The organism is Pseudomonas sp. 2822-15 (genome assembly GCF_002742515.1).
Lineage (GTDB): Bacteria > Pseudomonadota > Gammaproteobacteria > Pseudomonadales > Pseudomonadaceae > Aquipseudomonas > Aquipseudomonas salomonii.
In genome coordinates this window covers 1-12,874 of the sequence record NZ_LJRY01000320.1, presented here as the reverse complement: position 1 = coordinate 12,874, position 12,874 = coordinate 1, and the positions used below count along the sequence as shown (strand labels likewise).

Here is a 12,874-nt window from a genome sequence, read left to right as displayed (position 1 = left end):
TCCAGGGGTACTAAATGGATGTAGTAAATAGTTTTGAAAGTCCGAACACACGGGCAATGGCGCGTGTTGAGTACGGGTTTCTATTGCTCGCGAGCGTCTTGATCACTTTGTACCACTGGGCGGACGTTCGAGTTATTCCGCTGATTATCCTGTTCTCGTATATCGATATTATCGGTTACTTCCCGGGTGCAATTGCGTACAGGCGTTACCAAGGCAAGGTGCCCGACATCTACTATGTTCTGTATAACGGCGCGCATAATTTTTTCACGGCAGCGATAGTTGCCGCGCTGTGGTGCTATTTTGTAGAGGTAGAATGGGCGCTGATGGGGATTCTCATTCATCTATTTGGTGATCGCAGTCTATTCGGAAATGGCTTCAAATCCAGAGCGATGTCGTTCGAGCCACGCATACACCCGCTCTACGCGAAGTTTCAAGCGTTGATGGCACATGAAAGAAAGCTTAACGGTACGGTGGTGGATAGCGCGCGAAAATTTCTCTGGGCTGAGCGGTTTGGGAATCACCCGTCGCTATTCCTGACCCTCAACAGTGGTATCTCAACGTTTACTGTCGAAGGGCTGGCCGGATACCTGCCTTTTCAGGACGATGGTAAGTGCCTGTTCATCCTCACCGGTGTTATTAGCTCTGCGGATAATCGGGAGCCGCTGCTGAAGGCATTCATCAGCCACGCGGTGGAGCATGGCCGGGAATTGTCTTGTGTGCAACTGCGTCGTGATCAAGCCGATCTGTTCGAAAGGCTAGGTTTTCATGTCAACCAGATGGGCTGCTCCTACACACTGGATCTGGAGCGTTTTTCGATGGCGGGTAGCCCCTTCATGAGCTTGCGAAACAAGATCAAGCGAGCCGAAAAGGCAGGGGTCATTGTCAAGGAGTTGGGGGTTGACCTACCTAACGGACCGGACCAACAGCGCATGCTTTCGTCCATTACCGAGGAGTGGTTGAAGGCCAAAGGAAGCAAAAAACTGCTGTCGTTCATGGTCGGCGACCTGGGTGCAAGCGGGCTGGACAAAGAGCGAATTTTCGTCGCCGTACTGCACGACAAGATTGTCGGCTTCATTAGTTACGTGCCAGCCTTTGGCGAATACAACGGGTGGATGCATGACCTGACGCGCCGCGTGTCCAAGTTGCCTCCTGGCACAATGGAATTGGTCAATGTCGAGGCGATCAAGCGCTTCAAGCAAGAGGGCGAGAAGTACCTGAATTTTGGGCTGACTCCCTTCTATGGTGTGACGGATGAATTTGATACGTATTCCTCGCGCAGCCGTCTGTTGAGATGGATATTGGGCGCGTTGGAAAAGCAGGGACAGCGCATCTATCCCGCAGCCAGTCAGGTGGCTTACAAGTTGAAGTGGCAGCCAATGTCAGTGACACCTGAGTACTTCGCCACCTATGGAAAGTTCCGTGTTGGAATTCTGCTTCGGTTGATGAAGTTAACTAACGCTATCTAGGTGTATTGAAATGGACTTCACATCAAACCTCGTATGGAGTCGTACGGGGGCCGAGATTTCCTTGCCATCACTGTGCGCGGACGCAGAGTGCGATCATCTGATTATTGGTGCGGGGTTGGCAGGGTTGTCTGCGGCTTACCACATATTGAAAAAGTTTGGGTCGCGCCGCAAAGTCATCGTGGTCGATGCCCATCCTCTAGGCAGTGGAGCCAGTGGCCGAAACTCAGGGATGATAGGGCCAGGTATTGGCAAGCAATATCACCTTTTGGTGAAACAGTATGGTGACGTCAAGGCTCGTCAGATTTTCGTCCACACCCTGGACGCACTTAACTACAGCACGCAGTTGATTCGCGACGAAAAGCTGGGTTGTGATTTGTTGATGGGTAGCCAGTTCAAAGTGTCCACCAACGCGGCCAATGATAGACAACTCCAGTTGGAGGGCGACGCGTTGATTGCAGCGGGTTTTGACGTAGAGACCTACGATCGCAAGGCTATCAAAGGGATTGTCGATAGCCCGGGTTACCTGTCGGGGCTCGAGTATAAAAATACAGCGACCATTGACCCTGTGAAGCTCGTAGTGTCTTTGGCCAAGAAAATCCTGGCCATGGGTGGAGAGATTTACGTCAACACTCGGTGTGCCGAGCCTCAGGAACATTTCGTTGAGGCGAATGGGCATTCCCTGCGCTTTTCGAGGGCGTTGTTGGCGACGAACGGTTTTACCCCCTCGTTGAATCGGTTGCGCGGACGAGTGATGCCCATATCGACTTCGCTGATGCTTTCTGCGCCGTTACTGCCTGGTCAAATGGCACAACTTGGGTTACAGCCGAACAACGCGATCATCGATGTACGAAGAATCTTTAATTACTTGCGCATCACGCCTGATCATCGTTTGTTGTTCGGCGGAGGGGAGCCATTTTATTCCACAGATTCTGTATGGAAGCGGCAACGCGATGGAGAACCGGAGTCCTACAAGGTCTATGCAGGCCTGAGCGAAGGGCTGAGCAAGTTTCTACCTCAACTGGCTGATATCAGTATTGAAAAAGTCTGGAGCGGAACCATTGGCGTCACGCTAGATAACTATCCCGTCGTTACCCGTGGACAATCGTCGGTCGACAGTTTTGTGGGGTGCTGCGGGCACGGCTTGGCCTTGTCGTTGGCCAATGGCGCGTCCTATGCAAACTGGCTGGAAGCATTTTCTTGTTCACCCGACTTGCCCTGGTATCGCAGCAGCGCCCCTTATTTGGCACCGCCGGCGTTATTACCATTGGCCTCTAGCTCATACATCAAGTTCTTGCGTTTGGCGGATGGCCTGAGTAGCACTTGAGTCGTGGGAGGAATAATTAAATGCCAGGAGGGCAGAAACAGTGGATTATAAAAAACGCTCGCCCGCACTAAGTATTCGCGGGTTGTATTGCGCTCTATTTGAACATATTCAAAGTATTCAAGGGTTCGGCAGAGCGCGTGCGCACTTTGTATCCAGCCTGTTTCTTTTATCCGTTAGTTTTTTCCATGGGGTCGACGTATTGCGTCGATGGATGGGCGGCTACCAGAGCAGTTACAAGGACAGTACCGCGCATTTCTACCTGACGTGTCGTGGAGGCTTGCCGTTTTATAATAATTTCCCGCTGGTCTTTTCAATGGGTCAGGAGCATGAGGCAGACGTCGAGCGTTTTACCCGTCTGATTTCTGCTATTCATCAAGCCTGCTTGGCGAGCGACGACGTTGCCCGGGCTTTTCGTATTTGGCGTTCACCAAGGGCTTTTTGCGACGCACTGGTCTGCCCTGACACTTACCCCTATTTCGCCATTTTGCACGCTGGCGCTCTATTCAAGGTGCCAGTGGATGCCTGCCTGGATCTTGGACATCTTCGAACGATATTGATCGACATCATCTTTAAACCGAACCCTGAAGACGTCCATGGCGCAACCCTGACTTTGTCGGAGTGTGCGTCCTATCGTCGTCATGGGTGGTCTGCCATTTCGGTGCGTCTACAGGCTGATCCGGTGGCGGGTGAAGGGCTAAGGGTGTTGCGCCAGTGCAGTTTCCTGCTTTGTATTGATCCGGCGGGGAGTAATGACAGCGCTTCGGGGCGTCTTGTCAATCTAGATAATCGGTTTGCCGACAAGGCATTGCAGGTGTGCGCGCGCCTTGGCAGCAATGAAGTGCTCGTGCTCTGCGAGCATGCAAGCCTTACTGGCGCTCAAGCGGCATCAATAGTCTCGACAGTCCAGCAGAATCAGAATGCTCCGTCGCAGCTCCCGGCCGTCTTGATTCAGGAAGAGGTGGCTCGCTATGACAACGCTGTTGCGCAGGCACAGTTGGGGCGTGTAAAGGTGGCTTCGATCAAGTCTTATCTAGACAACCAACTGCGAAGCGTTGAGCACCGTGTGCTTTGTATAAAGGATCTGGACCTGAGCGCGGTTAGGCGGCGGCGTATCTCGTTAGACATGTTGGTGCAGCTGGCCATTTATGAAGCTTATAGAGAAACGACCGGGTCGCCACCGACCCTGTTCGAACCTGTTGCACTGGACCATTTGCCTGGCCGTGCACTTGATTTCATCAATCCGGTAAGTGCCGCCTTCAAACGTTATAAGTCAGCGGCAAGTTCACAACAGAAAGTCGACGTGCTCGTGCAAGCGACGCAAGCGCATAAACGAGCCATATCGCACTCCAAGCAAGGCTTGGGATTGCTTTCCCATCTCTTGCAGATCAGTTACTTGCGCTGGGCCGGTGGAGCGACCAATGCGATCGTCCAGCGGGTGATGAAGTATTCAGTGCTGGCTGGTCTACCGGCATTTCGCTTTATCTATGACAGAACCATTATGGCGTCCAACGGAGGCAGCCAAAACGCATTGCTGCAGTTTGGAACGCTTTGCCATGTACCTGGAATGTTAGGCGTTGGTTATCTGATTAAGGAAGACTCGGTGAGTTTGGATCTTCTGCTAAACAGCTTATTGCACCCGCCTGTATCGCTAGATCGGTTTTCCGCATGCCTGGCATACCAATTGAAAAGCAGCATTGCTGTCGCGCAATCTTAATAAATAGGCTTGGTTTATGAAAGAAGGGAAATATGCTGTCGTTACCGGAGCATCCTCCGGTATTGGCTACGCGCTTAGCCAGGAGGCGGCGAGCAGTGGTTATAATCTGATCATGGTTGCCAATCATGAAGAGCGACTAAACTATGCTGCGGAGCGTCTTGCTGCGAACTATCAAGTGACGGTTAAGTGTTTGAGTTTTGATTTATCGAATGCTGATGAGTTAAGCCAGCTGATAGAACACCTTTCGCCATATCTTGAAGTGATAGAAGTGTTTATCAATAATGCCGGTGTCGGTCGCGGAGGCAGTTTTTTGGACGCCGATGTGGTCGATCATAGTGCGCTTATTGAAACTAATATCCGCGCACTTACGGTATTGAGCCATTTTATCGCACAACATTTTGTACGTCGGGGTAAAGGCTACTTGCTAAATGTCGCATCTTTAGCTGCATTTCAGCCCGGACCTTATTATGCAAACTATTACGCCTCAAAAGCCTATGTCTTGCACTTCACTGAAGCATTGGCGGTGGAACTGCGCAAGAAGGGCGTGAGATGTGCAGCGTTGTGCCCAGGTACGACTCAGACGGCATTTCATCTAAGAGCCGGATCGGCGGATACAGGCCTCGCCAAGGGGTTGTTCGGTATTGTCATGAGCCCGGAAGAAGTGGCGAGGATCGGTTTCAAAGGCCTGTTAAGTAACCGTGTGGTCATTGTCCCCGGGCTGGTGAATAAGTTGGCTATGCAGTCGGTTCGTATCAGCCCTCGTTGGCTGGCTCGGCAAATCACCGCGATGATCAATCAGTAACTCGTAATAGGTAGGCCCAATGCTTTCCTTTTTTAAGAAAAAACCTCCCTTTGTTGGTCAGGTCGGCAGTACGCCATGTCAGTTGCACCGGAAAAATACGATCTTGGATAGTCTTCTGGAGCAAGGTCTTGACGTGCCGTATTCCTGTCAAGTTGGCGCATGCCAGAAATGTCTTGTGAAAGTAGCGCATGGACAGGCTAGATCGCTGATTGATTTAAGCCACTGCCTGACACCCTCTCAGATTGCACAAGGGTATGTCTTGGCCTGCCAAGCTGTACCGCAAAGTGACGTCCATCTGGATTTTCTGCATAAGCTCAGTGACACGACAAATCTGCTGTCGGCACGTATTGAACATATTGAGCCGATGAACGAATACATTTCCCGAGTGACATTATCCAGCCTTTGTGTCGCTCAGGTAGGGCAGAGCGTTATGCTGACTATACCGGGGGCAACTGACGGTCGAAGTTATTCTATTGTCAGTACAAGTCCGGGAAGATTGGCTGTAGATGTAGCACGAAGAGAAAGCGGTTTTTATTCGCAGTGGCTATCTGATAACGCTCACATCCATCACGACTTGAACGTCAGCGCCGCATTTGGGCAATTTGGAGCTTCTCTAGACGACTGGCCTAAAGAAACCGATCGTTGTGTTGCAGTCGCGGGTGGTTCAGCGTTGGGTATGGTGCTGGGAGTGCTTGAGGGGCGGTTGAGAAAGTATCCCAAGGCCTCCGTGCTGTTAATGCATGCAGTGCGCTATTCCTCTCACTGCTATGACGGAAGGCGCCTTGAGGCGATGAAGAAAAAATACCCGGCCTTTGATTATCGTGTGGCGGTTTCAAGAGAATCCAGTTCCAGCAGTGCTACGAACGGTGAGCGTGTGCCTGCAATATTGCATGAGATGTTTCGGGCAACGGAAGGCGATCGGTTAAAAGGAACGGAACGTTTCCTGATGTGTGGCTCTCAATCCCTGGTCAATGCCTGCCTGGACGTATTGAAGATGCATACCGTGAAAAACCATCAGTGGGAAATTGAGTCGTTCGGCAAATAATTGAACTGGGTAGGTGATACGTGAAGTATTTAAGATTCTCGGCGGTGCCTTTACTTTATATGCCCCTGTTGGTGTTCTCGACCTTGTGGGGTGGGTGGGCGCCCTTACTAAACTTGTTGTTCATCTTTGCATGCTACTTTGTGCTCGATCGATTCTCTGATCTCGGCGATGTTCAGGATGCCGGACGTTGGTCGTTTGTTCTCGACGGGCTTATGTATGTATATATCGTCCAGTCGCTGATCGCGGTAGGCGCGGTGTTGCTCGTGGCCGGCGGACATGCTCATGAAGCTATGCAAGCGCTGGCCCGTCTGGTTGATACGCCGGCGCTGGCTGAACGACAATGGACGCTCTTACAGGTTGTTGTCGCTTCCGTGAGCACAGGGTTCGTACTCAGCATCAATATGGTGGTGGGACATGAACTGACCCACCGAACAATCAGCAAGCTTGACATGGCGGCGGGCAATCTAGCCTTAGCGATCGTTGCTGACAGCCAGTTCGCCATTTCCCACGTACATTGTCATCATAAAAATGTTGCGACAACTCAGGATGCAGCGACAGCGCGTCGCGGTGAAAGTATTTATCGGTTTATTGTCCGCTCGTCCTGGGAGCAGTATGCCGAAGCCTGGGCATTCGAGAAGGCGCGGTTGAACAGATTGCCGAGATCTGTCCACGGCCTAGGGAATAGACTGATACCAGGCTTCATCCTCACGCTGCTGATCATCGCTATCTCAATATATGTCGCAGGTGCAATGGGTTTTGCGTGTTATCTAATTATTGTGGTGACCTCGAAAGTTACTTATGAATGCACTAATTACATTCAACATTATGGTTTGGTGCGTGTGCCAGGTAGTAAGGTCAGGCCAGCCCACAGCTGGGATTGCCGCAGCCTATTTTCATCCGCGGTTTTGCTGAATTTGACTCGGCATTCGGATCATCATGCTAACCCAAACAAAAAATACTGGTCGCTGGGTAGTATTGAAAGCCCGGTACTGATTGAGCATGGTTACGTTGTGCAAATTTTCCGCTCGTTGTTTCCACGCTATTGGTTTCGAGTGATGGAGAAAAAACTGGAGCATTGGGAAAAGCATTATGCCACGGCTGAGGAAGGAGCAATCATGTCTGAACAGCGTCGTCAGTGGAGAAAGCAGAATGTTTAAATATAGTAAATTCGATGGCGTGCTGGTGGCTTTGAGTTTGGCGCATATTGCTTGCTGGGTCGTACCAGTCGTGTGGTTTAACGAACTGTCGATTGCGAGTCTGCTCATTCTGGCATTGGCCAACATTCTATTGATGTGTACCAACTATCAATGCGTGGCACATAATTTTATTCATAATCCGTTTTTCAAGTCGCGCCTGGGTAACTTGGTGTTTTCAGTGATCAATACACTGGCGCTGGGCATGCCGCAATCGTTCTACAAGGCACACCATATCAATCACCACGTTTTCAATAACGATGGATGGGTGGGCGATCAGCCGCCAAAGGACAGATCATCGCTTTATTTATACGGCAGTGACGCTGGCGAGGAGAGTGCATTGCGCTACACGCTGCTCAGTTATTTCAGGCTGTCTGTCACCGAGTTGTTTAAAGATGCCTATCAGCGCGTCGGCGCACTGGTGATGATCGAGATCAGCATCCTAGTCTTTGCAGTCACTCTAACGCTGATCTATCAGCCGCTGGCGTTTGTGCTGTTTGTGATTCCTGTTCATTACCTCGGGACGTCGATGGCTTCACTGGAAAACTATGCAGAGCATCACGGCTGTGACCCGGCCAATAGCATGAGCAATTCCGTGAGTAGCTATTCACGGTTATACAATTTGCTTTGGTTCAATAATGGCTATCACCAGGAACACCATTGTATGCCAGATATCCATTGGTTTCGGTTGCCTGAGACCAGAAGCAAGATGCTGGATGAGCGTGAGCGTAAGGTCATCCGCGGAAGCCATTTTTTCAGTGTGTTCAAGGAGTCGTAAGCGTGGGTAATTGCAAGTTTTTTAATCTTCTTTATGAGGCTGTTGGCCACATTCGCTCGGAGTCGCTTGTCATTCTTGATTCGCTTGAGGGCGAAGAGTCTCTGATGAGTCTGCTTATTCCTTCTTTGGGCCTGGACTCGGTTGAAATCTTTGAACTTGTGGGCTATTTGGAGGATAACTCTGGCGTTGAAATTCCGGAGTCGAAGGTGTTCTCATTCAAGACTGTTGGTGAACTGAAAGCGTTCATGGCGCTGAATTAAGTTTGGGATTAGCACCCGTTTGTCATGCACCGCCGACCTGCGACGTGGCATGGGTGGCGTACTATTTTCCATAAGTACCCGGCAAGGAAGGAGGTGTCAACGTGACCGACAGAAATTTTTATAACATTCCGAATACTGAAGAACGCTGTTTTGCAAAATCTATAGTTGAAGTGTGTCAGTGGCGAGGTATTCACCAGTCCGACAGTATTGCTTATCGCTTCCTCAACAATGGTTTGGATGACTGCGAAACGTTGACCTGTGGTCAACTGCTCGCACGCCTGCGGTCTATCGCCGGGCACTTTGACGTAGGCGATGGCGGAGAGCGGGCTATCCTTCTATTCCCATCAGGGTTTGACTATATATCAAGCTTTTATGCATGCATTTTCGCCGGGATCGTCGCGGTGCCAGCTTACCCAATGGTTTCGCACTCCGAACATGTAAGGCTGCGGGTCATCATTAGGGACTGCAATCCTCGGTATATTCTGACCACCTCTGCTTTGAAGGACTCTCTGCTCCAGTGGCTGGAAAAAGAGGGGCTCACACACACGACGTTCAGGATTATTGTCGTCGATGAAGTGGCTAACTCGGACGTCGAGCCACGTCATGTCATAAGTCCAGGTGAGATTGCCTTCTTGCAATACACTTCTGGGTCTACGGGAAATCCCAAAGGCGTCATCGTCACCAATCAAAATCTGCTCCATAACTCCACGGTCATCTATCGTAAGTTCGAGCATGATGCCCATAGCTCTGTCGTCAGTTGGCTACCGCCTTTTCACGACATGGGGCTGGTGGGCGGCATTATTCAGCCAATGTTTGCAGGTTTTACCGCCAACATCATGTCGCCGATGACATTTTTGCGCAGGCCGTTGCGCTGGCTCCAGGCAATCTCGCTGTACGGCGCAACGTCCAGCGGCGGGCCAAATTTTTCCTACAAATTGTGCGCTAAACACTCCAACAGCAAGCAAATGGAAGGTATTGATCTCTCCTCCTGGAGGGTTGCCTTTAACGGCGCTGAGCCTATTCATGCGCAGACACTCAAGTCATTTTCCGAGCAGTTCGCGCCATACGGTTTCAGTCACGAAGCTTTTTATCCCTGCTACGGACTTGCTGAATCGACACTCTTCGTTACCGGTGGTAGCCCCCGTGAGGTGCATCAGCAGATCACTATCGATAGCGAGCAGCTCTCTCTAGGGCGGGCCGTGCCTGTTGTCGAACGGCCTGACGTAAAGACGGTAGTCGGTTCCGGGCAAGTATTGGGCAATGAAGTCTTGATTGTGGATCCCCAGAGCCGCCGAGTTTTGAATGATCGGGATGTGGGTGAAATCTGGGTATCAGGGGCAAGCGTTGCTCAGGGTTACTGGCAGCGTCCCGAAGAAAGCGAGGTGGTTTTCCAGGCCATGACCGAGGATGGGCGAGGGCCATTCATGAGAACAGGTGACTACGGATTTTTTGATGCGCAGGAGCTGTTCATTACCGGGCGTTTGAAGGAGGTCATCATCATCAATGGGAAAAACTATTTCCCATCAGATATCGAAGGGTCCGTTCAGGCGCTGTCCAGTGTTTTCAAAGCAGATGCGGGAGCCGCCATTTCCATTGAGGCGCAGGGTGAGCAACTCATCGTTATTCAGGAGATTGAGCGTTCACAGCGCCATGTCTATTCAGTAGAAACACTTGAATCGATGATCAAGGAGCACTGCTTCACCGTGCACGGGATTCGACCCCATGAAGTGATTTGCGTAGACCAATCACATATCCCCAAAACTACCAGCGGTAAGATAAAAAGACTTCAAGTTCGTCAAGACTATATACAAGGAAAATTTCGGGGCGCTCAAGCATGATCGGCCAGCTGAAACACTTGGGTGACAGTGGAGAATAACGTGCTCAGTTCATCAGAAAAGCGAAAGTTATTTGATATTGTTCAAGGTTTTGCTCATGAGCGGATTGGGTACTCATATTTCTGCCTGATATCCACGGTGGTAATGTTATTTTCTGCTTATTCCGTGATTGCGCTCTCGGATGATATCATTCTTGGCATATTGGGGTGTGCCGCGGCTGTGGCGTTGAATATTAGATTGTTTGTGATTTATCACGACTATTGCCATGGCGCGTTGTTGAAAAATACAAACATTATAGTTAAAGCCATCCTGGGTTTTTTTGGACTTTTTATCTTCTTTCCGCCGGCACAATGGACGCGTAGTCACGATGAGCATCACCGTACCAACTCGATTCTGAATTTTGGTACGAACTCAATGGCCGAGAGCTACCTGTCCGGCTACTTCATGGTTGTGAACACTGAGCAATGGGCCGCATTTTCGCCAAGGCAGAAGGCGCTTTACAAACTCAGGCGCTCCGGTTTATCGATGGTGTTGGGGCTATTGGTTTTCTTCGTGCTGCCGACGCTCGCTAGAGGCTTCATTGATTTTCGCCGCTGCTGGACGTCCTTCATGTCTGTGCTTCTCCATAGCGTATTGCTGCTAGGGCTTTATCAGTTCGCGGGCAGCCTGAGTGTGCTCCTCTATATCTCGTCGCTACTGATTGCCACTGCAGTGGGGAGCTACCTTTTCTATGCTCAGCACAACTTTCAGGGCGCGAAGTTTTACGCGACGGCAGAATGGGATTATTTGGATGCGGCATTCGACAGTACATCGTTCTTCAGTATGTGCCGGCTGGGGCACTGGGTGACGGCCAATATTGGTTATCATCAAGTGCATCACGTCAATGCAAAGGTGCCTTTTTATCACCTTCCGGCGGCGATGTCGGCTATTGAGGGGATTGCGAAAGTGCATCGGACAACCTGGCGTATAGCCGATATTACAAGCAATCTGTCGTGTCATTTATGGGACGAAAAAAGGCAGCGTTTCATTCGTTATGAAGAAATAAACATGCCTTATGGATGCGATTTAAAATAGGAGAGTCATCGTGAATTACAAAGATAAAATTACCGCATCTTATGGCGATTTCAATGCGCCTGAGTTTAACGGCACGCTGCCGCTTAAGTTATTTCGCACTGCGATGAAATTCAGTGAGATTTGCGCGCCTGGCTTCACAAAAAGAAAAATGGAGAGTCTTTTGTTTCAACCGCGTCGCAAGAATAACGATCCTAGGGATCGCTTCCTTGTAAGCGCATCGGTGTCAGGGGACTTTGCGATCAAATCGGGCGTTTCTTGCAAGTACTACCTGTGGGGAGGAGAGCGCCCAGACGTTCTTCTGGCGCATGGCTGGGAGTCGAAGGCGTCGCATTTTCGCACGTTGATCGAGTTGCTGACCCGTCGCGGACTGTGTGTTGCGGCTTTCGATGCGGTCGCTCACGGTCAATCCGGAGGCGATGAAGCGGATATGCTGGACTTTAAGGAATGCATTACGCACATGGTCGGCCTGTATGACAGTATCAATTGCGTAATTGGCTACAGTTTTGGCGGAATTGCCGCAGTTAATGCTGTGAAAGCCGGCCTCCCCATCAAGCGCCTCGGGCTGATCAGTTCGCCTTCCAGTTTCTATGGTGTGTTCGAGAAAGTGTCGGCTCAGTTGCGGCTGACCCGGACCATGCAAGCGCACTTGTCGTCCGTCGTGCTCGACCGCTATCAGTTGCAAGGTGAAAACTGGGACTTTTACAGCGCTTACCGGGGAGCCGAAGCCATGTCCATTCCATTGGTCGCGTTGCATGATACCAACGACACTTACGTCAATAAAATCGAGAGCGAATTGCTCGTCGAAGTTTGGCCAGGTGCCAAGCTAATATTAACCTCGGGCCTTGGGCATCGTGGCATTATTCGCTCCACCTCGGCCCTTGAGCAGTTGTGTGATGCCTTGCTAACCAGCTGAAACCGGAACTTGACGCCGTCCTCAGGGTGGCGTCGCGTTAGCTAGTAGGAGAATCAAAGACGACAGAAGGTTATAACTTTGTTGTTATTTGCCTGTTTCTACCCATGAAGTGATTGGTTGGATCAATGGCAAAGCATTTTCAGATTTGGACATCTCCGGACATAGCATACTGTATCCGTGATAACAGGCTCTTGATACACCTCAAAAACAAGTCCAGAATTGAGTCTTTTCCTGCTTCGGCAAGAAAATAAACCCCTTAGATTTCAATGGGTCTGACGCCAGATGCGAGTCTCGTTTCCCGCTCCAAACACAAAGAAAAAGCCACTCTAACGAGTGGCTTTTTTTTGCCTGGGATTTAAGGAATAGACGCTTCGGCGTCTTTTTTTGTTTGTGCGTAAGCGTACGGGGAATACGCCTTGCGTAGATCAGCCAGGCATCCACTGATGCGGCAGTAGATGCTCGATCTCACT

General features: G+C 50.5%; 11 protein-coding genes. All 11 read left to right on the top strand.

The features are described from left to right. Nucleotides 1-14: 14 nt before the first annotated feature. The 11 genes from AOA59_RS27915 to AOA59_RS27865 all read left to right on the top strand — a co-directional run bounded on the left by AOA59_RS27915 (nucleotide 15) and on the right by AOA59_RS27865 (nucleotide 12,404). Complete coding sequence (locus AOA59_RS27915; RefSeq protein WP_083221186.1) at nucleotides 15-1,466, top strand: DUF2156 domain-containing protein; 1,452 nt, start codon at nucleotides 15-17, stop codon at nucleotides 1,464-1,466. 10 nt (nucleotides 1,467-1,476) lie between these two features. Beyond that, on the top strand, nucleotides 1,477-2,790 hold the full coding sequence (locus AOA59_RS27910; protein WP_065926214.1) for an FAD-binding oxidoreductase: 1,314 nt from the start codon (nucleotides 1,477-1,479) through the stop codon (nucleotides 2,788-2,790). A gap of 40 nt (nucleotides 2,791-2,830) precedes the next feature. Beyond that, entirely contained in the window at nucleotides 2,831-4,504 is a 1,674-nt protein-coding gene (locus tag AOA59_RS27905; protein WP_143522836.1) for a choline/carnitine O-acyltransferase, read from the top strand. A gap of 16 nt (nucleotides 4,505-4,520) precedes the next feature. Then, nucleotides 4,521-5,306 carry an SDR family oxidoreductase gene (locus AOA59_RS27900; protein WP_099489749.1) on the top strand — a complete coding sequence of 262 codons (786 nt, stop codon included), beginning with the start codon at nucleotides 4,521-4,523 and terminating at the stop codon, nucleotides 5,304-5,306. 19 nt (nucleotides 5,307-5,325) lie between these two features. Then, complete coding sequence (locus AOA59_RS27895) at nucleotides 5,326-6,351, top strand: 2Fe-2S iron-sulfur cluster binding domain-containing protein (RefSeq protein ID WP_083221185.1); 1,026 nt, start codon at nucleotides 5,326-5,328, stop codon at nucleotides 6,349-6,351. 20 nt (nucleotides 6,352-6,371) lie between these two features. After that, the gene (locus tag AOA59_RS27890) at nucleotides 6,372-7,508 is read left to right on the top strand and encodes a fatty acid desaturase (protein ID WP_143522835.1); all 1,137 of its coding nucleotides are present in this window, start codon (nucleotides 6,372-6,374) and stop codon (nucleotides 7,506-7,508) included. Beyond that, nucleotides 7,501-8,322 (top strand): fatty acid desaturase, encoded by an 822-nt coding sequence (locus tag AOA59_RS27885; protein ID WP_065947530.1) that lies wholly within the window; start codon nucleotides 7,501-7,503, stop codon nucleotides 8,320-8,322. The genes AOA59_RS27890 and AOA59_RS27885 overlap by 8 nt, the downstream gene beginning before the upstream one ends. Before the next feature lie 2 nt (nucleotides 8,323-8,324). Further along, the gene (locus AOA59_RS27880; RefSeq protein WP_065926209.1) at nucleotides 8,325-8,582 is read left to right on the top strand and encodes an acyl carrier protein; all 258 of its coding nucleotides are present in this window, start codon (nucleotides 8,325-8,327) and stop codon (nucleotides 8,580-8,582) included. Nucleotides 8,583-8,683: 101 nt separating this feature from the next. Next, the gene (locus AOA59_RS27875) at nucleotides 8,684-10,420 is read left to right on the top strand and encodes a fatty acyl-AMP ligase (protein WP_083221183.1); all 1,737 of its coding nucleotides are present in this window, start codon (nucleotides 8,684-8,686) and stop codon (nucleotides 10,418-10,420) included. Nucleotides 10,421-10,459: 39 nt separating this feature from the next. Further along, the gene (locus AOA59_RS27870; RefSeq protein WP_099489747.1) at nucleotides 10,460-11,491 is read left to right on the top strand and encodes a fatty acid desaturase; all 1,032 of its coding nucleotides are present in this window, start codon (nucleotides 10,460-10,462) and stop codon (nucleotides 11,489-11,491) included. 10 nt (nucleotides 11,492-11,501) lie between these two features. Beyond that, nucleotides 11,502-12,404, top strand: a complete 903-nt coding sequence (locus tag AOA59_RS27865; RefSeq protein WP_099489746.1) for an alpha/beta hydrolase — start codon at nucleotides 11,502-11,504, stop codon at nucleotides 12,402-12,404. Nucleotides 12,405-12,874 lie beyond the last annotated feature (470 nt).